We start from the raw sequence: 18,385 nt of genomic DNA, 5'->3' as shown, positions 1-18,385 counted from the left end.
ACAGACCAATCAGGCGGCCATCAGCCGCTTCACCAGCTTCATATCCTGCAGGAACCGTTCGCGTTCAGCCTCCTTGTCCGCGGGTTCGCGGATGCGCAGGATGAAGGAGGGATGGATGGTGATGAACACGCGCAATCCGTCCTCGCGCTCGATCACTTGTCCGCGCATCTTTGTCACCGGAATCGCCTTGCCGAGCAGCGACATCGCCGCTGTCGCGCCGAGTGCCACGGCGAGGTTCGGCTTGATCAGCTCGAATTCTTGGTCGATCCACCAGCGGCAGGCCCGAATCTCACCGGAATTCGGTTTGGAGTGGATGCGGCGCTTGCCGCGCGGCTCGAACTTGAAGTGCTTGACCGCGTTGGTGACATAGACCTTTTGCCGGTCGACACCGGCATCGTCCAGGATCGTATCGAACACCTTGCCGGCCGGACCCACGAAAGGTTTGCCGGCGAGGTCCTCCTGATCCCCCGGCTGTTCGCCGACGAAGATCACCTTGGCATTGTCAGGGCCTTCACCGAAGACGGTCTGCGTCGCGTCGCGCCACAGCGGGCAGCGGCGGCAGCCTTTCGCTGCCTCGCGCAATTCCGGAATCGTGCTTGCATCATCTTCCGGTGCTTCGACGGGCTGCTTCGGCCAATGCCGTGCCTGCACCTTTGCGTGGTGCGGCGCGGGTGTTGTCGGCATCTTCGCAATCATGTCCTTGGCGGCCTTGTCCGCTCCTGCGATCATGTCTGGAATGAGCGAGGCCTCGGGAAGGTTCCGCCAATATTTCTTCGGCATCTCCTTCTGCATGGCTTTCACCTTCAATCGCGCCGGGTTGAAGATGTTCTCGAAATAGGTGCGCCAGAGCGCCTCGGTATCGTCCTGATCAGGCGCATCGCCCTTGGCCGCGCCCGGCCCGATCGCCAGCCTTTCGCCATCCCAGTCGGCAGAGGCATAAGGGGTCAGGATCGTCCAGCGCATGCCGGTGAAACGTCTGACGAAGAAATCGGCGTTGCGCTCGACGATGAAATGATCCGGCTCGAACCAGGCGACATAGCGCTCATCGGCACCGTCGCCGATTTTCCGGAAACGTACGAAGGCGTGCATCTTGTGGCTGTCGCGCCGCACCGCCTTCTCCATGGCCTCGAGCCGCCTGGTGTCGGAATCCGACGCGATTTCCAGCAGTTTAGCCTCGTCGCGCAATCGCCACAGCATTCGGTAGAGAAAGGCAAACCGGCCGGGATCGGAATGGCAGAACGCCGTTTCGGCATGCCCGAGGAAGTCGCGCGGCACGACGAGTTGCGCGCCCGCAGGCACTTCAGGCAATTGTGCCTGATCAGAGCCTGGCGCGACATGCCAGTCGACGTCCTCGGGCCTGACCTCATTCAAGGCCAGCCGCCGTGCCGCGTCACGCCAGCCCGCAAAATCCGTCTCGCTGTCGAGCCGAACTCTGTATCTGGCGAGATCGAGTTCCGCCGGCCGCATGATCAGAACAACGACAACTGTTCGCAGGAGGAGGCAATCTTTTCGCGCAGGCCGGCCTTGTCGGTCAGCGCGCCAGGTGACCAGCCTTCGGCGATGATGAACGGCCTGAGCTTGGCGATCGACTGGCCGATCCGTCCGACGTCCTCGAGCCGCATGCGCCGGTGCCGACGCGTCTCCAAAATCTTCGCCACCACCTTGGTGCCGAGGCCCGGCACCCGCAGCAGCGCTTCGCGGTCGGCGCGATTGATGTCGACGGGAAACTGCCCCCGGTTGCGCAGTGCCCAGCCCAGCTTCGGGTCGATGGCGAGATCGAGCATGCCGTCGCTGCTGCCGGCGAGGATTTCCGGTTGCGAAAAGCCGTAAAACCGCATCAGCCAGTCGGCCTGATAAAGCCGGTGCTCACGCATCAGAGGCGGCTTCTGCAGGGGCAGCGACGACGACGAATCCGGAATCGGACTGAAGGCCGAGTAATAGACCCGCCGCAGATGGTAGCTGCCATAGAGCCTGGCGCTCGTGTGCAATATGCCGTCGTCGGATGTCTTGTCGGCGCCGATGATCATCTGCGTCGACTGGCCGCCCGGCGCAAAGCGTTCGCGCTTTTTGGTCTTCAAAGTCGGCTCGGCCTTCTCCTCCATCTTCTGGCGCAGCCTGGCCATGGAAAGCCGGATTGTCTCCGGCTTCTTCTCGGGCGCCAGCCGCTTCACACCCTCGTCGGTCGGCAGTTCGACATTGATCGACAGCCGGTCGGCATAGAGACCGGCCTGCTCGACCAGTTCGGCCGAGCTTTCCGGGATGGTCTTCAAATGGATGTAACCGGAGAATTTCTCCTCCAGGCGTAGCCGGCGCGCCACCTCGACCATCTCCCCCATAGTCTCGTCCGGCGAGCGAACGACACCCGAGGACAGGAACAGGCCTTCTATGTAGTTGCGCCGGTAGAAATCCATGGTCAGCTTCACCACCTCGTCGATGCCAAAGCGGGCTCGCCGCACGTTGGAAGACGAACGGTTGATGCAGTAGCTGCAATCATAGATGCAGAAATTGGTCAGCAGGATTTTCAGCAGCGAAATGCAGCGGCCGTCCGGCGCGTAGGAATGGCAGATGCCCATGCCCGCGGTGGAGCCGATGCCGCCTGATTCCAGCGAGTCCTTTTTCGCCGCACCCGATGAGGCGCAGGACGCATCGTATTTGGCGGCATCGGAGAGGACAGCCAGTTTTTCACGGACGGTGAGTGCGCTCATCCGTTCATGATATGTTCTTATCCGCCCTTATGCCACCTCATTTGATGGAAACGGCGAAAAAGTGATCGCCCGCCCGGCCCTCAGACTTCGTGCTGATAGAGGTGGTAATCCAGTTCGCTGACCGTGCGTGCCACGCGCAGGTATTCGGACTGTTTGATCGCCACGAAGGTCCGGTGCAGGTCCTCGCCGAGCGCGTTCTTCAGGAAGCTGGACGCCCGGGCCGATTCGATCGCGGCGCGCCAGTCGACAGGCATGGTTGTGCGCGTGACCGCTGCCTCATAGCCGTTGCCGGTCGTTTCGGGCCCCGGATCGAGCCCTTCATCCATGCCCTTGATGATGCCGGCGAGCACGGTTGCGGCGATCAGATACGGGTTGGCGTCGACGCCCGACGGCCGGTGCTCGATGCGCCGGTTCTTGGCGTCGCCGGCCGGCACACGCAGCGCCACCGATCGGTTGTTGACGCCCCATGTCGGCGCCACCGGCGCATAGGATTGCGAGACGAAGCGCCGCCAGGAATTGGCGTGCGGCGCAAACACCAGCATCGATTCCGCCATGGTCTGGATGAGGCCGCCGAGCCCTTGCAGCAGCGGCAGCGACCAGCTCTCGCCGCCGGCTTCGGCAAAGACGTTTCGGCCGGCTCTGTCCTGCAGCGAAACATGGAAATGCATGCCCGAGCCGGCGTATTTCTCGATCGGCTTGGCCATGAAGCAGGCGGTGACGCCGTGGCGGCGCGCCTGCGCCCGCACCAGCCGCTTAAGCATGACCAGGTCGTCGGCCGCCCGCATCACATCCTTGCGGTAGTTCAGCGTCAATTCGTACTGGCCGGGCGCATATTCGGAAATGACCGTCTCGGCCGGAATGCCTTGCGCCTTGGCTGCGGCATAGATGTCGGAGAACAGCGGCTCCATGCCGTGCAGATGGTCGACGGAATAGACTTCCGTCTTGCCCGAGACGCGGCCGTCGAGCACGGCGCGCGCCGGCTGCACCTTGCCGTCGGCATCGCGCTCATTGGCCAGCAGGAAGAATTCAAGTTCGAAGGCGCCGGCCGGATAGAGGCCCTTGGCCGCCAGGATGTCGACTTGCCGAGCCAACGCCAGCCGCGGATCCGACGACATCGGCCGGCCGTCGAGCATGTACATCGCCATCAGCAACTGGCCACGCGGCGGGCTCGTGCCGTAGAGCGGCACCAGCGTACCGGGGATCGGCCATGCCCTGAGATCGCCGTCGCCGGTCGTCCAAATCAACCCGGTCTCGTGCACATCCTCGCCGGTGATGTCGAGGCCCAGGATCGAGATCGGCATATGGCGGCCGCCCTCGAAGATGCTCTTCAGTTCATGCCGGCGCACGATCTTGCCGCGGCCGACGCCATTGGCGTCGGTCAGCACGATATCGAAGGCTTCGATCTCGGGATGGGCGTCGAGAAAGGCTTGCGCCTCGGCGGATGTCGAGCCCGAAGGTGAGGTCATTATGGCATTGGGATGGTCCATCGCTGCTTGTCTCATGCCCCAAGCTTTGCCGCAACCGCGCCGAAGGCGGTGATCAGCCGGTTGACCTGGGTCGCAGTGGTCGCCGGCGAGATCAGCATCATGTTGTGGAAGGGTGCGATCAGCACGCCGCGATTGACCAGCGCGACATGGATCGCGGCCTCCAGTTCCGGCGCATGCGCCACTTCCGCCTCGGCGCCATTGCGCAGCGGACCGGGCGCGCAGATGAACTCGACGCGGGCGCCGACACGGGAAACATGCCAGGGCAGGCGATAGCGATCGATCACGCCGGTCAACCCGGCATCGAGCCGCCGCGCCAGGTGATCCATGCGGTCATAATTTTCCGGCGTCATTACCTCTTCAAGCGCGGCGCGCATCGCTGCGAACTGCAGCGGGTTGGCCGAGAGCGTCGTGCCCATGCCGGAATAGCCCGGCTCCTTGGTCCTGTTGTAGTCCGCGTAGCGCGAGGCGACGTCGTCGCTCATGCCCCAGACACTGGCCGGCACGCCGCCGGCGATCGGCTTGCCCAGGACGAAGAAGTCCGGGTCGAGACCATATTTCCTCGTGTAGCCGCCGGGGCCGGTCGAGATCGTGTGCGTCTCGTCGATCAGAAGCAGTGTGCCGGCTGCGCGTGTCAGTTTGCGCAGGGCGTCATGGTAGCCCGGATCGGCCAGCACCATGCAGGAGTTGGTCAGCACCGGTTCGGCGATGACGCAGGCGACGTCCTTATCCCCAAGCGCGGCTTCGAGTGCTGAGATATCGTTGAACTCGATGACCTTGGCCGTACGGGTCAGGTCGCGGAACTCGCCCGCCAATCCCGGCCGGTTGACGGGCTTGCCGTCGATCAGCCGCACCATCGTCTCGTCGACCGAGCCATGGTAGCAGCCGTTGAAGACAAGGATCTTCTCCCGGCCGGTGACGGCGCGGGCGACGCGCAATGCAAAACGGTTTGCGTCGGTTGCCGTCGTCGCGATCTGCCAGAATGGCAGGCCGAAGCGCTGCTGCAGCAGCGGCCCGATGGCCAGCGCATCTTCCGAAGGCAGCATATAGGTCAGGCCACGTCCGGCCTGGCGGCGGATGGCGCGCGCCACCGGCGGCGGCGAATGGCCGAACATCGAGCCGGTGTCGCCAAGGCAGAAATCGTCGAGCTTGTTTCCGTCGATGTCGGTGATCGTGGCGCCCTTGGCGCTGTCGACCAGGATCGGGAACGGCGTCGGCCAGTCGTTCATCCAGTGCATCGGCACGCCGCCGAAGAAGCCGGGCAGGCCGTTGCCGACCTTCGCCTGAGATTGCGGCCGCGCCTTGCGGAAGGCTGCCCCCTCGGTCTCGCGCAGATCGGCAATGCGGTCGCGGCCGATGCCGCCGATGGACGTCTTGGACATATCGCTGTGCATGAAAACCCCTCTGGTCGATTCCTCTTAGCCAATCCGTGTCTGCATCCGCAATTGGCCGCGCATCTGTCCTGCGTTGGCTCAGCCTTTGGCGGCGGCGCTTGACCGTGCTGCCGAAGTCGGCGCCAATATGAGCGGGAATTGAGGGGGGAGGGGTAAAATGAGGACGGTCATCTGTGTGGCGATGCTCCTGTCGTCGGCGAGCGCGGCCTTCGCCTCGGGCGGCATCTGGTGCTCCACCGACGACCCGGCGGCGACATTCGAGGTCGAGGCCGGCGTCACCAGAGGCATGGGCGGGCCGACCTTCAACTTTCGCGGCAACCTCGAAATTCTGAGCCGGCCTGCCAGCGACAGCCTGCGCAAGACCGTGTTTGAGGATTCCAACCTGACGCAGTACTGGCTCGACGGCAAGGAATTGCGGCTGAACATCTATCGTGAGCACGAGGCCGCGCAAAAGATCAACTCGGTCGAACTGACGATCCTGACCAGGACCAGCGACGAAGGCGTCTACGACGGGAGCTATACGCTCTCCATCTACGACGCCGCGGCGGATACGGACCAGGACGGCAAACCGGTTGAAATCAGCGGCAAAGTGTCGTGCGGAGCGGAGTGAGCGGGGTCAGGCCGTGATGTCGATGACGCCGCAGTCGCCTGCCGCGCTGCCGAAGGCGACGCGGCGTTCTTCCTTGTCCCACATCATCGAGGTGATGGCGCCCTTGCCCGGTCGCCGCAACAGCACTTCCTTGGCGTCGGCAAAACGCACCGCCATCACCATGCCGTCATCATAGCCGACGGCGACGACATCCTGGCTCGGGTGACAGGCGACAGCCGTCACCATGGCGTTGCCGCGCGTGCCGAGTTCCAGCGGTGCCTTGCCCATCGGCCCGTCCTTGCCGGAAAACGGCCAGACGATCGCCGCCGGCGCGCCGGAACTCGCCAGCCACTTGCCCTTTACGCTCCACGACAGGCTTTTGACCTTGCCGGGATAGCCGGTCATGCGCATGTGCTTGCCGTCGGCGAGCTTCCAGCCGTGCAATGCGTTTTCTTGCATGGTGGTGACGAGGAAGGCGCCATCCGGCGAGAAGGTGATGCCGGTATGGGCGCCGGCCCATTCGAGTTCCACCGGCTTGCCCTCGGCGGCCGGGAAATGCAGCGTCGCGCCATTGTAGCGGGCGACGCCGAAGCGCATGCCCTTGGGCGAGAAGGCCAGCCCCTCCACCGAACGCGGATGGACGAATTCCCTGGTCTTGCCGTCGGCGAAGCGCACGAAGGCAGTCTTGCCTGAGGCATAGGCGATGGCGCCTTGCGGCCCGGCGGCAACGCTGGTGATCCACTTCCTGGCCGCGCTTGCCAATTCCGTGGCCTCGCCGCCCGTTTTCACGGCAAACACCTTGCCGTCCTCGCCGCCGGTGATCAACCGGTCATTGGCCGCATCATGGAAGGCGGCGAGCAGCCCGTCATTGGCCTGAACCGTCTTGTGGCCATGGTCGAGCCGATGGATGGCACCGTCGGCCATCGCGAAATGCGGCACGTCGCCGAGAAAGACGGCGGCGATGCAATGGCCTTCGAGGTCTAGGGGGGCGACTGTGGGCATCAGGGAACCATTCCAATGAAGTTTGTTGCCATCCCCGGGAAGTCGCCAGCGCGGCCGGGTGTGGCGCCAACCTTCTCCCCTTGTGGGAGAAGGTGGATCGGCGCGCAGCGCCGAGACGGTTGAGGGGTGTTGGACGGATCGCCGTCGGTGCCCAGCTGGAGCACCCCTCATCCGACCGAGCTTCGCACGGCCACCTTCTCCCACAAGGGGAGAAGGACAGAAGGGGCAGCGCTAGCGTTATAAGGCTTGGAAATCAAGCCGCCTGGCAGGCGTCAAAACTCTTCTTCAGCCGCTCGGCGTCGAGTTCCCTGCCGATGAACACCAGCCGGCTCTCGTGCTTTTCGCCGTCTTTCCAGGCGCGCTGGTGGTCGCCTTCGATGATCATGTGCACGCCCTGGATGACATAGCGCTCGTCGTCGCCCTTGAGCGCGATGATGCCTTTCAGCCGCAGGATGTTGGGGCCTTCCATCTGGGTGATCTTCTCGATCCAGGGGAAGAATTTCTTCGGATCCATCTCGCCGCCGCGCAGCGACACCGATTGCACCGTCACGTCATGAATGTCCGAAGCATGCGCGTGATGGTGGTGGTCGTGCCCGTCATGATCATGGTGGTGGTGATCGTGGCCGTCGTGGTCATGATGATCGTGATCGTCATGCGCCTCGAGGAAGTGCGGATCGTTTTCCAGTGCCCGGGACAGATCGAAAGCGCCGCGGTCGAGTACTTCGGTCAGGTCAACGCCGGCGCGGGTGGTACGATGGATCTTTGCCGCCGGATTGATGGCGCGGATCGTTGCCTCGACCTTGGCGAGTTCTTCTGACGTGACGAGGTCGGTCTTGTTGAGCACGACGACGTCGGCGAAGGCGATCTGGTCCTCGGCTTCCTTGGAATCCTTGAGCCGCAACGGCAGGTGCTTGGCGTCGACCAGCGCCACCACCGCGTCAAGCCTGGTCTTGGAGCGCACATCGTCGTCCATGAAGAAGGTCTGCGCCACCGGCACCGGATCGGCGAGCCCGGTGGTCTCGACGACGATGGCGTCGAAGCGGCCGGGGCGGCGCATCAGGCCCTCGACGACACGGATCAGGTCGCCGCGCACCGTGCAGCAGATGCAGCCATTGTTCATCTCGTAGATTTCCTCGTCGGATTCCACGATCAGATCGTTGTCGATGCCGATTTCACCGAACTCGTTGACGATGACGGCGTAGCGCTTGCCGTGGTTTTCCGACAGGATGCGGTTGAGCAGCGTCGTCTTGCCGGCGCCGAGATAGCCGGTGAGAACGGTTACGGGGATTTGCGTCTGTGCGTCGCTCATGGCTTGCCTCGAAAGTGCTGGGCCGCAAAAGATCCGGCCCTCAAAAGGGATTGTCGGTTCCATATAGGATGTGTGCCGGGCTTTTGCACGGGGCAAACCGATGGGCCAAACCGGCTTGCTACAATACCGGATTTTGACTGGCGAAAGCCGCTGTGATTGCCTAGCTCGGGATGCGGAAGGTCAATTTGAGAGGCAAGATATGTCCGGCAAGCCATCCTCCTTCTCATTGAGCCGGCGCCAGGCGCTCGGGTTGATCGCGGTCACCGCCGGAGGTGGTGCCTTCCTGCCGGCCTCGGCAATGGCCGCTCAATCTTCGGCTGCCCAGGCTTCACCCTATGCCGGACTGGCCTTGTTCGAAAACGGCGCCGGTGTCTGCACCATTACGCCTGAAGTGACCGAGGGACCGTTCTATTTCGACCCGAAACTCGAACGTGCCGATGTCACCGAAGGCAAGAAAGGTATTGCCCTTGACGTCCGGCTGCAGGTTGTCGACGTGGACTGCCGCCCACTTGCCGGCGCCCGCGTCGATATCTGGCATTGCGACGCGCAGGGCGCCTATTCCGGCTATCCCGGACAGGGTGACGGCCGCGACGTCGACACGTCGGGCCAGACCTTCCTGCGTGGTTGGCAGAAAACCGATGCAAGCGGCATCGTCTCCTTCGCCACGATCTATCCCGGCTGGTATCGCGGCCGCACCACCCACATCCATTTCAAGGTCTTCCCCGACGACAGGTCGGTGATGACCGGCCAGTTGTTTTTCCCCGACAGCCTCAGCGAGCAGATCTTCACCTCTGTCGCGCCCTACAATGACCGGCCCGGCAAGCGCGACACTTCAAATGCCGATGACGGCATCGCCAGGCGGGCCGGATCGCAATCGCAGGCTGCGCTGCGCGAGTTGGAGGATGCCTATCAGGCGCTGATGATCGTGGCGGTGAAGTCCGGCTGAGCGTTCCCTCACGCACCTTGTCAGCGGCGAAAACTCCGGTCACGAATTCGTTTGTCATCTAACTGAAATAAACATCTGGCATTAGCCACGGCGGACACCACAATGCTTGCCGGCAAAGCTGTTTGAAGCACCGGAATCTTTTTGATCGTCGATTGCCAACCGGCCGGCTGCCTCTATGCTGCCCGCACCGGTACGGCCGAAGAGGGAAGACCATGGCCAAGGCGGACAAGACTGCGACAATGAGCCGGCTGCATTCCGCGGCAAGGCTGGCAAGGACGGCGCTGGCTGCCCGGCTTCTGGCGCACGGCTTCTATGCCGGCCAGGACCAGATCATGCTGGCGCTCGACCGTGAGGACGGCCAGACGCCGGGCAATCTTGCCGGACGTCTCGGCGTGCGCCCGCCGACGATCACCAAGACCATCAACCGGCTGCAGGCCCAGGGTTTCCTGGAGAAGCGCGCTTCTGAAGCCGATGCCCGCCAGGCCCACATCTTTCTCACCGATACAGGCCGCGACATCATCCACGCCATCGAGAAATCGGTGAAGAAGACCGAAAAGCAGGCGCTGAAGGGCCTCGACAAGAAGGACCAGAAGTCGCTGTTCAAACTGCTTGCCCGCATCGAGGCCAACCTCTCGAACGAGGAATTGGTGCTCATCGACGACGACGCCGAGTCGGACGACTGACTGGCGGATTGTCGCGGCAGGCGATCAAGCCGCCGCGGCAGAGCCCTGGATCAGCGACGACCAGCGTCCCGGTGTCATGCCGAACGCCTTCTTGAACTGTCTGATGAAATGGCTCTGGTCGCTGAAGCCGGCTTCGACCGCGATCTGCGCCAACGGTTCGCCGGCGGCGATCATTCGCCGCGCACGCTGAAGCCGGCGCATCACCAGGAAGCGATGCGGACTGGTCGAGAACGCCGCGCGGAAATGCCGTGACAAGGCATAGCGGTCGAGCCCGGTTATCGCTTCCAGTTCGCCGGAGCGCACCGGCCGGGTCAGGTTTTCCGTGAGATAGTCGCGCGCCAGTGCAGCCGCCCGCCACGCCGTCCGGGTCATCGGCTTTGCCGGCTGGCCGCCATGCCGGGTCAGGCTTTGCATCAGTTGGACCAGGAAGTCGTCGACGAACAGGTCGTCGAGTTCCTGCTCCAGCGGCCCCAGCGCCGAAAGCAGCGTTGCGCAAAAGGCGGCGTCCGTCACCACGCCATCCCTCACAAAAGGCAGCGAAGCGCCGCCGAGGCAGTCGAGCATCAGCGACGGCTCCAAATAGAGCATTCGGTAGCGCAAGCCGTCCTCGGTGCCGGCGCCGCCGTCATGCAGTTCGTCGGGGTGTAGCACGATGATCTGGCCTGGAAGGCTGTGACGCGCAGCACCAAGATAGCGAAACGTCTGCACACCGTGCAGCGTTACCCCGATCGCATAGGTGTCGTGGCGATGCAGGTCGAACGCGCTGCCATGGAAGCGTGCCTCGATCCGCTCCATGCCTGCGGGATCGGGGGCGGAGATAATACGGTTTTCCGCCGCATCGATGCACAAACGTCCAAGACCCTCGAAAGCCTGGCTGTCTAGATCGTGCGACATCGTCTCCGTAAGCCTCGCATTGGGGCACAAACCGAATGGCCAATGTCTCATGTTCGATACGAAATTTGCAATCGTGCTCAGGGAAGATCTGCCGGTCTGGCAGAAACTCAACGTCACCGCCTTCCTGACCAGCGGCATCGTCGCGCAGTTTTCCGATATCATCGGTGAACCCTATCGCGACCGCGCCGGCAATCTCTACAACCCGCTGTCGATCCAGCCGGTCATCGTTTTGTCCGCCGACCAGGCCACGCTGGGCACGATCCACCGGCGCACATTGGAGCGCGGCGTGACCACCTCGCTCTATGTCGAGGAGATGTTTTCGACCGGCTTTGACGCGGCCAACCGGGCCGTCTTCGCCGAATTTGCGCCTGAAGACGCCAAGGCGGTCGGGATCGCGCTTCGCGCCGACAAGAAGCTGGTCGACAAGATCACCAAGGGCGCCCGTATGCACCCGTAGCTTTCAAAAGTATCGACTAAGCCTGCCGCCGACACTTGTTGTGCCAGCCGGCTTTGGCGTGGCGACAGCCGACAATTGGCTTGCCGGGAGCCGGCAATTCCCGCAAAGGTGGGTCCAGCCCAGCTCCCACCCGGCCTGCAAGTGAGTGCTCCCCAAAGACATGTAGAAAGCGCGACGCCCCCGGTGGCGATCCTGTGCATGCTTTCCACTTACGTCTGCTTCACCTTCCTCGACACATCAAGCAAATACCTCGTCCTTGCCGGCGTTTCCGTGCTGGTCGTTGCCTGGGTGCGCTTTGCCGTGCATGTCATCCTGGTCGGCACCCTGTTGCGCGGCTGGCGCCAACCCATGCGGTTTCGCCCGGTCAACCTGCCTGCGCATATCCTGCGCGGGGCTTTCCTGTTCGGATCGACCATATTCAATGTCCTGGCGCTCAAATCCCTGCAACTGGCCGAGACAACCTCGATCTATTTCTTTGGGCCGATGGTGATCACGGCGCTGGCCGGTCCGCTGCTTGGCGAGTGGGCGGGCTGGCGGCGCTGGCTGGCCATCCTGGCGGCCTTTGCCGGCGTCCTCATCATCACCCGACCGGGCGTGGGCGTGTTCGGCATCGGACATCTCTTCGCGCTCGGCTCGATGCTGTCGAACTGCTTCTACGTCATCATGACGCGCCGCATGTCGGCGACCGAGACATCGGAGAGCCTCATCCTGTTTTCGGCGCTGGCGCCGGCGCTGCTGCTGTTGCCCCTGCTGCCGTTTTCGTTTTCCCTGCCGCATGACGGCTGGCACTGGTTCGTGCTGCTGATGCTCGGCGTGTTCGGCGGCGTCGGTCACTGGCTGCTCGTCCAGGCCTACCGGCTGGCGACGACCACGGCTTTGGCGCCCTATCCCTATTCGCAGATGGTGTGGATGATCATTTCCGGATGGATCGTCTTCAAGCAGTTTCCCGACCGCTGGACGCTGGTCGGCGCCGCCATCATCGTCGCCAGCGGCCTCTACATCGTCCATCGCGAGCATAGGCTTCGGCTGCGGAGCCGCGCGGCCTCGGACGTCGAGGCCGAGGCGTTGGCAAAAAAACTTTGATTTGCCCCCGATCGGTGGCATAACGCCGCCTTTAAACAGTTTAGGTCTGGAAAGTCAGGTCCGGGGAGCACACGTCGCTGGCACAAAAAATCAAGCTTTCGACGATCGCGGATGCGCTCGGCGTGTCCACGGCCACGGTCTCGCTGGCGCTGCGCGACAGCCCTCTTGTTGCCGGGACCACCCGTGACCGCATCAAGGAACATGCCCGCGCCATCGGCTATATCTACAACCGACGCGCCGCCAGCCTGCGCACCTCGCGTTCCGGCATTGTCGGCGTCGTCGTGCACGACATCATGAACCCGTTCTTCGCCGAGATCCTGCGCTCGATCGAAAGCGAGCTCGACCGCAGCCGGCAAACCTTCATCCTGTCCAACCACTATGATCAGCTCGAAAAGCAGCGCACCTTCATCGATACGCTTTTGCAGCTCGGCGCCGACGGCGTCATCATGTCGCCGGCGATCGGCACGCCGGCTTCCGACATCGTGATGGCCGAGGAGAACGGCCTGCCGGCTGTGCTGATCGCGCGCACCGTCGAGGGTGCCGACGTGCCGGTCTTTCGCGGCGACGACTCTTATGGAACAGGCCTCGCCACCAACCACCTGATCTCGCTCGGCCACAAGCGCATCGCCATGATCGGCGGCACCGACCAGACCTCGACCGGCCGTGACCGCTACCAAGGCTATATCAACGCGATGGAGGCGGCCGGGCTGGAAGTCAGGCCGTCCTGGCGCATCGCCGGGCCGCGCACCAAGCAGGCCGGCTTCGAGGCCGCCGGACAGTTCCTGGCGCTGAAGGACAGGCCGACGGCAGCCTGCTGCTGGAACGACCTCGTCGCCATCGGCCTGATGAACGGCATTGCCCGCGCCGGCCTGGTGCCGGGCGTCGACATCTCGGTCACCGGCTATGACGACCTCGAAGAGGCGGCGATCGCGACGCCGGCGCTGACCACAGTCTGGAACGGCCAGCGCGAGGTTGGCCGCCGCGCCGCCAGCGCGCTGCTCGACAAGCTCAACGGGCAGACGGTGCGACCCTCGCAGGAATTGATCAAGCCGGAACTGCATGTGCGTCAGTCGACCGGCAAGCCGGTGGAGCGTGCATGACCAAGGCCGAACAATTGCAGACCGTCGCCATCCTGGTGCCGGGCGATTTCAACGACCACGCGGTCGACCGCATCAACCGCACGTTCAGGCGTGTCAGAATTGAACGCGCCGATCCGGCGCTCGTCACCGACGAGATGCGCAGTGATGTGCGCGGCATCGCTTCCTTCGCCGGCATCAACGCGGCGATGATGGATGCATTGCCCAACCTCGAACTCATCGCTTCCTTCGGCGTCGGCTATGATTCGGTCGATGTCTGTCATGCGGCGGCGAAAAACATCATGGTCACCAACACGCCCGACGTGTTGACCGAGGAGGTCGCCGACACCACGATCGGGCTGTTGATCAACACCATCCGCGACCTGCCGCGCGCCGAGACCTGGCTGCGCGACGGCAGCTGGGTGCGCAAGGGCAACTATCCGCTGAGCCGGCTGACCTTGCGCGGGCGCAGTGTGGGTATTTTCGGCATGGGCCGCATCGGGCAGGCCATTGCCCGGCGTCTGGAAGCCTTTGGCTTGCCGGTCGCCTACCACAACCGGCGCCGTGTCGAAGGTCTTTCCTACCACTATCATGCGACCCTGAAAGGGCTTGCCGAAGCCGTGGATACGCTGATTTCGGTCGCGCCGGGAGGCGCCTCGACGGAGAAGGCGGTCAATGCCGAGATACTGTCGGCGCTTGGCGCCAACGGCGTCTTCGTCAATATCGGCCGTGGCAGCACGGTCGATGAGGCAGCGCTTGCGGCAGCCCTTGCCAACGGCACCATCGCCGCTGCCGGCCTCGATGTCTTTGCCGACGAACCGAACGTGCCCAAGGCGCTGCTCGACGCGCCCAACACCTCGCTGCTGCCGCATGTCGGCTCGGCCTCGGACCATACACGCCGCGCCATGGCGGATCTGTGCGTCGACAATCTGGTGTCCTGGTTCACCGAGCGCCGGCCGCTGACGCCGGTGCCCGAGACGGCGCATGTGAAGGCTAGAAACTGATCGGTGGCTGCCACATTTATTAACGTCAGCTTAACCCTTTGGAATCATTGTTCAACCTGTCCGTGTACGTGGATGAAGAATGATGAAAGCACTTTCCGCATTGATCGCTGCCGCAGCGCTGTTTGGTGGCATTCAGCTGTTTCATGGCGGCAGCCGGGAAAGCGTAGCCAACGAGGCCGCCCCGTCCAACAGCTACAGGCTGGTCGCCAATGGCGATGAGGCGGTCTGTGCAGTCAGCCGCGGGGCCGAAATTTCGGACGGTTTGTCGTTGCTCACCGTTGCTCCCAAATGCCGTCGGCTCTTGCCGGGCATAGAACAGGCGAAGTTCTGGCGCGAGCAAAACGATGGCACCGTTGCCTTCAGCGCCAATGGCACCGATCCAATCGTCACCTTCGCGGCTGCCGATGGCGACGGCTACGAATCCTATGCCCCGGCGCTGCCGCTGCTGTCGCTGGCGGCCACCCGTGATAAAAAATCCGGCGACTGATTATTCCGCTGCGGCCCGCGCGCCCGCCTTCGCTGCGGCGTGCAGCCGAACCGCATCGCCGAAGGCACGGAATATTTTCACCGAATTGCTGTCCGACTTGACCCAGTATTCCGGGTGCCATTGCACGCCGACGGCGAAGGCGCGGGCGTCCCGCACCGAAACCGCCTCGACCGTGCCGTCGGTGGCGACGGCCTCGACCTGCAGCTTCGAACCGAGCCGGTCGATCGCCTGGCGGTGCAACGAATTGACCTTGATGTCGCCGGCACCGAACACACCGGCCAGGCAACTGTCAGGTTTGATCGAAATGGTCTGGTGGATGGCGAAGCGTTCGTCCTGCTTGTCGCTCACCGGCGCGCGGTGATCGAGCGAGCCCTCGCGATCCTGGATCTCGGTGCCGAGTGTGCCGCCCAACGCCACGTTCAGTTCCTGGATGCCGCGGCAGATGGCGAGCAGCGGCACGCCGCGTTCGATCGCCCGGCGGATCAGCGGCAGCGTCGTGGCGTCGCGCGCCGGATCATAGGGGCCATTGGCTTCACTGGCGTCGCCGCCATAAAGCGAGGGATGCACATTGGATTTTGAGCCGGTGACCATGACGCCGTCGACCGACGACAGGAGTTCGTCGAAATCGAGCCGGTCGCCGAACGATGGCACCAGCACCGGGAACACGCCGGCGCCGGTGATCGCCGCTTCCAGATATTGTTGTGGGGCGGCGTGCCAGGTGTAGTTGTCGAACTGACGGACGTCGGTCGATATGGCGACGAGCGGCTGATGCATTTGGGCTCTGTGTTCCATTTGGGCAAGGGATACCTGCCTTCAAAATAGGCGATCCCACGTTATTTTTCCATGCCAAGTTTCGGCGTGTCGCATGGGCCACGAAACGGCCTGTTAGACTATAGTTGCAGTGCAGCCGGGCTTCGCCGTCAAATCGGGCCGGCCTGCTGGACTCGACTTCTTGCCTGTGTATTGTCTCGAACGAACCGACACGGAAACCGAGGATTTTCTGACGTCGGCCTGTTGATCCAAAAGGGAGGAACTTCATGGATCGTCGTTCATTCATTCGCAAGGCCGGTGTCACCGGCGTCGGTGCCGCGGCGGCGGCGGCCACGCTGGCGGCGCCTGCAATCGCCCAGTCCAATCCCAAGGTGACATGGCGGCTGGCGTCGTCCTTCCCGAAGTCGCTCGACACCATCTATGGCGGCGCCGAGGTGTTCTCGAAGATGCTGTCGGAAGCCACCGACGGCAATTTCCAGATCCAGGTTTTTGCTGCCGGTGAGTTGGTGCCTGGCCTGCAGGCCGCCGACGCCACCACGGCCGGCACGGTCGAGGCCTGCCATACGGTGGCATATTATTACTGGGGCAAGGACCCGACATGGGCGCTCGGTGCGGCGGTTCCCTTTTCGCTCAACGCACGCGGCATGAATGCCTGGCATTACCATGGTGGCGGCATCGACCTGTTCAACGAGTTTCTCGCCACGCAGGGCCTTTTCGGCCTGCCGGGCGGCAACACCGGCGTGCAGATGGGTGGCTGGTTCCGAAAGGAAATCAACACGGTGGCCGACCTTTCCGGCCTCAAGATGCGAATCGGCGGTTTTGCCGGCAAGGTGGTGCAGAAACTCGGCGTCGTGCCGCAGCAGATCGCCGGCGGCGACATCTATCCGGCGTTGGAAAAAGGCACCATCGACGCGGCCGAATGGGTCGGTCCCTATGACGACGAGAAGCTCGGCTTCTACAAGGTGGCGCCCTATTATTACTATCCCGGCTGGTGGGAGGGCGGCCCGACCGTCCACCTGATGTTCAACAAGGCGAAGTACGAAGAACTTTCGCCGACGTACAAGTCGCTGCTGCACACTGCCGCGCAGGCGGCCGACGCCAACATGCTGCAGAAATACGATTATCTGAACCCTGCGGCGGTGAAGCGGCTGGTGGCCGGCGGCGCGAAACTGCGCCCGTTCAGCCAGGAGATCATGGCCGCCTGCTTCGAAAAGGCCAACGAGGTCTATACCGAAATGGAAGCCTCCAACGCCCCGTTCAAGAAGATCTGGGAATCGATCAAGGGCTTCCGCAAGGAGCATTATCTCTGGGCACAGGTGGCCGAATACAATTACGACACCTTCATGATGGTCCAGCAGCGCAACGGCAAGCTGTAGTCGGCCGGACTTCTGCTCAAAAGCTCTCTGGGCGGACCCCGCTCAGGGAGCTTTTCTGTATATGCCGGGAGGCGAAGCCGGCGGTTCAGCCGCGGCGCGGCACCACCAGAACCTTGACCTCGCCGGGCGCCGGCGGATTGGCGATCACCGCTGGCGCTTCTTCAAGCGACACCTGCCTGGAGATCAGCCTGTCGATCTCGACCGCACCGGAAGCGATGAGTTCGGCGGCGCGGCGATGGGTGTAGGGATTGAGGAAGGAACCGAGCACCTTCAGTTCCCGGAACAACAGGTCGAACGGCTCGAATTCCGCTTTCATGCCTTGCGGCGTCACGCCGATAATGACGACCGTGCCGCCGGCTCGGGCCAGGCGCATGGACTGCTCGACGGTCTCTCGCACGCCGGCGCATTCGAAGACGACGTCGACGCCACCTGGCGCCAGACCGGCCGGTCCGGCGATCGCATCGATGACATTGGTGGCTGTCGGATCGATCGTCGCTGTCGCGCCGAGGTCCTCGGCGAGGGCGCGCCGCGAAGCCTGCCTGGTCGACAGAATGATGGTCGTGGCTCCCGCCAGTCTTGCCAGCTGCACGGTAAGCAGGCCGATCACGCCGCCGCCAAGCACGACCACCGAGCTGCCCGGTTTGATACCGGCAAGGTCGACGCCGTGCAGGCAACAGCCGAGCGGCTCGCAGAAGGCACCGTGCAGGGGGTTCAGGCCTGCAGGCAGGACGAAAGCCTGCTTCTGCGGCAAGGCAAGATAGTCGGCAAAGCCGCCGTCGCGATGAATGCCGATCGCGCACAGATTGCTGCAGAGATTGACTTGTCCCGCGTGACAGTGTGCGCAGCGCCCGCAGGCTATGTTGGGGTCGCCGGTAACACGATCGCCGATGGCAAAACCCGAGACCGATTTTCCGATCGCCTCGACGATGCCGGAAAACTCATGGCCGGGCGTCACCGGTGGCGTGCAAGGAAATTCACCGTGAAACAGATGCCGGTCCGTGCCGCAGACGCCGCAGGCTTCGATGCGCACCAGTAGCTCATCCGCACCGATGTCAGGCATGTCGACGTCGCGCAGCGTGATGTCGCCCACTGCGTCCAGCCGCACCGCTTTCATGGTCTTGACCA

The 18,385-nt window shown here is 63.3% G+C and carries 18 protein-coding genes; 9 read left to right on the top strand and 9 right to left on the bottom strand.

The window, feature by feature from the left end; translation table 11 throughout:
• Positions 1–9: 9 nt before the first annotated feature.
• From RPF88_RS20345 to RPF88_RS20330, 4 genes are all read right to left on the bottom strand, one after another.
• Entirely contained in the window at positions 10–1,467 is a 1,458-nt protein-coding gene (locus tag RPF88_RS20345) for a UdgX family uracil-DNA binding protein (RefSeq protein ID WP_337123085.1), read from the bottom strand.
• A 2-nt stretch (positions 1,468–1,469) separates the two neighbouring features.
• On the bottom strand, positions 1,470–2,705 hold the full coding sequence (locus RPF88_RS20340; RefSeq protein ID WP_337123084.1) for a putative DNA modification/repair radical SAM protein: 1,236 nt from the start codon (positions 2,703–2,705) through the stop codon (positions 1,470–1,472).
• Positions 2,706–2,785: 80 nt separating this feature from the next.
• Positions 2,786–4,171 (bottom strand): glutamine synthetase family protein, encoded by a 1,386-nt coding sequence (locus RPF88_RS20335; protein WP_442921304.1) that lies wholly within the window; start codon positions 4,169–4,171, stop codon positions 2,786–2,788.
• A gap of 32 nt (positions 4,172–4,203) precedes the next feature.
• The gene (locus RPF88_RS20330; protein ID WP_024501925.1) at positions 4,204–5,583 is read right to left on the bottom strand and encodes an aspartate aminotransferase family protein; all 1,380 of its coding nucleotides are present in this window, start codon (positions 5,581–5,583) and stop codon (positions 4,204–4,206) included.
• A 157-nt stretch (positions 5,584–5,740) separates the two neighbouring features.
• Here RPF88_RS20330 and RPF88_RS20325 point away from each other — a divergent pair, with 157 nt between their 5' ends.
• Entirely contained in the window at positions 5,741–6,193 is a 453-nt protein-coding gene (locus RPF88_RS20325) for a hypothetical protein (protein WP_027163811.1), read from the top strand.
• A gap of 6 nt (positions 6,194–6,199) precedes the next feature.
• Here the strand turns inward: RPF88_RS20325 and RPF88_RS20320 are convergent, their stop codons facing one another.
• Positions 6,200–7,174 (bottom strand): WD40 repeat domain-containing protein, encoded by a 975-nt coding sequence (locus RPF88_RS20320; protein WP_027163812.1) that lies wholly within the window; start codon positions 7,172–7,174, stop codon positions 6,200–6,202.
• A 253-nt stretch (positions 7,175–7,427) separates the two neighbouring features.
• Complete coding sequence (locus tag RPF88_RS20315) at positions 7,428–8,483, bottom strand: CobW family GTP-binding protein (RefSeq protein ID WP_063169832.1); 1,056 nt, start codon at positions 8,481–8,483, stop codon at positions 7,428–7,430.
• Between the two features lie 199 nt (positions 8,484–8,682).
• Between RPF88_RS20315 and RPF88_RS20310 the strand changes: the two genes are divergently transcribed.
• Both RPF88_RS20310 and RPF88_RS20305 read left to right on the top strand, forming a co-directional pair.
• Positions 8,683–9,429 carry an intradiol ring-cleavage dioxygenase gene (locus tag RPF88_RS20310; protein ID WP_063169833.1) on the top strand — a complete coding sequence of 249 codons (747 nt, stop codon included), beginning with the start codon at positions 8,683–8,685 and terminating at the stop codon, positions 9,427–9,429.
• A 212-nt stretch (positions 9,430–9,641) separates the two neighbouring features.
• On the top strand, positions 9,642–10,112 hold the full coding sequence (locus RPF88_RS20305; RefSeq protein ID WP_013528223.1) for a MarR family winged helix-turn-helix transcriptional regulator: 471 nt from the start codon (positions 9,642–9,644) through the stop codon (positions 10,110–10,112).
• Between the two features lie 24 nt (positions 10,113–10,136).
• Here the strand turns inward: RPF88_RS20305 and RPF88_RS20300 are convergent, their stop codons facing one another.
• A complete protein-coding gene (locus RPF88_RS20300; protein ID WP_027164197.1) occupies positions 10,137–11,006 on the bottom strand; it encodes an AraC family transcriptional regulator in 870 nt (289 codons plus the stop codon).
• Between the two features lie 49 nt (positions 11,007–11,055).
• Here RPF88_RS20300 and RPF88_RS20295 point away from each other — a divergent pair, with 49 nt between their 5' ends.
• The 5 genes from RPF88_RS20295 to RPF88_RS20275 all read left to right on the top strand — a co-directional run bounded on the left by RPF88_RS20295 (position 11,056) and on the right by RPF88_RS20275 (position 15,113).
• A complete protein-coding gene (locus tag RPF88_RS20295; protein WP_337123083.1) occupies positions 11,056–11,463 on the top strand; it encodes a DUF2000 family protein in 408 nt (135 codons plus the stop codon).
• A 198-nt stretch (positions 11,464–11,661) separates the two neighbouring features.
• Positions 11,662–12,546 (top strand): DMT family transporter, encoded by an 885-nt coding sequence (locus RPF88_RS20290; protein WP_032809875.1) that lies wholly within the window; start codon positions 11,662–11,664, stop codon positions 12,544–12,546.
• Positions 12,547–12,623: 77 nt separating this feature from the next.
• Positions 12,624–13,646, top strand: coding sequence for a LacI family DNA-binding transcriptional regulator (locus RPF88_RS20285; RefSeq protein ID WP_081714208.1), 1,023 nt, complete (start codon positions 12,624–12,626; stop codon positions 13,644–13,646).
• Positions 13,643–14,626 carry a 2-hydroxyacid dehydrogenase gene (locus RPF88_RS20280; protein ID WP_337123082.1) on the top strand — a complete coding sequence of 328 codons (984 nt, stop codon included), beginning with the start codon at positions 13,643–13,645 and terminating at the stop codon, positions 14,624–14,626. The genes RPF88_RS20285 and RPF88_RS20280 overlap by 4 nt, the downstream gene beginning before the upstream one ends.
• Positions 14,627–14,708: 82 nt before the next feature.
• Positions 14,709–15,113, top strand: coding sequence for a hypothetical protein (locus RPF88_RS20275; RefSeq protein WP_024501916.1), 405 nt, complete (start codon positions 14,709–14,711; stop codon positions 15,111–15,113).
• Here RPF88_RS20275 and RPF88_RS20270 read toward each other — a convergent pair whose 3' ends face one another.
• Positions 15,114–15,887, bottom strand: a complete 774-nt coding sequence (locus RPF88_RS20270) for a gamma-glutamyl-gamma-aminobutyrate hydrolase family protein (RefSeq protein WP_337123081.1) — start codon at positions 15,885–15,887, stop codon at positions 15,114–15,116. It lies immediately after the preceding gene.
• A gap of 263 nt (positions 15,888–16,150) precedes the next feature.
• On the opposite strand from RPF88_RS20270, the gene RPF88_RS20265 reads away from it, so the two are divergent.
• Entirely contained in the window at positions 16,151–17,260 is a 1,110-nt protein-coding gene (locus tag RPF88_RS20265) for a TRAP transporter substrate-binding protein (RefSeq protein WP_013528215.1), read from the top strand.
• Positions 17,261–17,345: 85 nt separating this feature from the next.
• On the opposite strand, the gene RPF88_RS20260 is transcribed toward RPF88_RS20265, so the two are convergent.
• On the bottom strand, positions 17,346–18,374 hold the full coding sequence (locus RPF88_RS20260; protein WP_337123895.1) for a zinc-dependent alcohol dehydrogenase family protein: 1,029 nt from the start codon (positions 18,372–18,374) through the stop codon (positions 17,346–17,348).
• Positions 18,375–18,385 lie beyond the last annotated feature (11 nt).

This window comes from Mesorhizobium sp. ISC11, assembly GCF_037162595.1.
In the GTDB taxonomy this organism is placed as follows: Bacteria; Pseudomonadota; Alphaproteobacteria; order Rhizobiales; family Rhizobiaceae; genus Mesorhizobium; species Mesorhizobium ciceri.
The sequence above is the reverse complement of the archived record's forward strand: the minus strand, read 5'-3'. Positions and strand labels throughout refer to the sequence as shown.

Coding starts and splice junctions, on each gene's coding strand:
- RPF88_RS20325 (WP_027163811.1), top strand. CDS start 5,741: ATGAGGACGGTCATCTGTGTGGCGATGCTCCTGTCGTCGGCGAGCGCG.
- RPF88_RS20275 (WP_024501916.1), top strand. CDS start 14,709: ATGAAAGCACTTTCCGCATTGATCGCTGCCGCAGCGCTGTTTGGTGGC.
- RPF88_RS20305 (WP_013528223.1), top strand. CDS start 9,642: ATGGCCAAGGCGGACAAGACTGCGACAATGAGCCGGCTGCATTCCGCG.
- RPF88_RS20290 (WP_032809875.1), top strand. CDS start 11,662: ATGCTTTCCACTTACGTCTGCTTCACCTTCCTCGACACATCAAGCAAA.
- RPF88_RS20345 (WP_337123085.1), bottom strand. CDS start 1,467: ATGCGGCCGGCGGAACTCGATCTCGCCAGATACAGAGTTCGGCTCGAC.
- RPF88_RS20260 (WP_337123895.1), bottom strand. CDS start 18,374: ATGAAAGCGGTGCGGCTGGACGCAGTGGGCGACATCACGCTGCGCGAC.
- RPF88_RS20335 (WP_442921304.1), bottom strand. CDS start 4,171: ATGACCTCACCTTCGGGCTCGACATCCGCCGAGGCGCAAGCCTTTCTC.
- RPF88_RS20330 (WP_024501925.1), bottom strand. CDS start 5,583: ATGCACAGCGATATGTCCAAGACGTCCATCGGCGGCATCGGCCGCGAC.
- RPF88_RS20300 (WP_027164197.1), bottom strand. CDS start 11,006: ATGTCGCACGATCTAGACAGCCAGGCTTTCGAGGGTCTTGGACGTTTG.
- RPF88_RS20310 (WP_063169833.1), top strand. CDS start 8,683: ATGTCCGGCAAGCCATCCTCCTTCTCATTGAGCCGGCGCCAGGCGCTC.
- RPF88_RS20270 (WP_337123081.1), bottom strand. CDS start 15,887: ATGCATCAGCCGCTCGTCGCCATATCGACCGACGTCCGTCAGTTCGAC.
- RPF88_RS20320 (WP_027163812.1), bottom strand. CDS start 7,174: ATGCCCACAGTCGCCCCCCTAGACCTCGAAGGCCATTGCATCGCCGCC.
- RPF88_RS20265 (WP_013528215.1), top strand. CDS start 16,151: ATGGATCGTCGTTCATTCATTCGCAAGGCCGGTGTCACCGGCGTCGGT.
- RPF88_RS20295 (WP_337123083.1), top strand. CDS start 11,056: ATGTTCGATACGAAATTTGCAATCGTGCTCAGGGAAGATCTGCCGGTC.
- RPF88_RS20315 (WP_063169832.1), bottom strand. CDS start 8,483: ATGAGCGACGCACAGACGCAAATCCCCGTAACCGTTCTCACCGGCTAT.
- RPF88_RS20340 (WP_337123084.1), bottom strand. CDS start 2,705: ATGAGCGCACTCACCGTCCGTGAAAAACTGGCTGTCCTCTCCGATGCC.
- RPF88_RS20280 (WP_337123082.1), top strand. CDS start 13,643: ATGACCAAGGCCGAACAATTGCAGACCGTCGCCATCCTGGTGCCGGGC.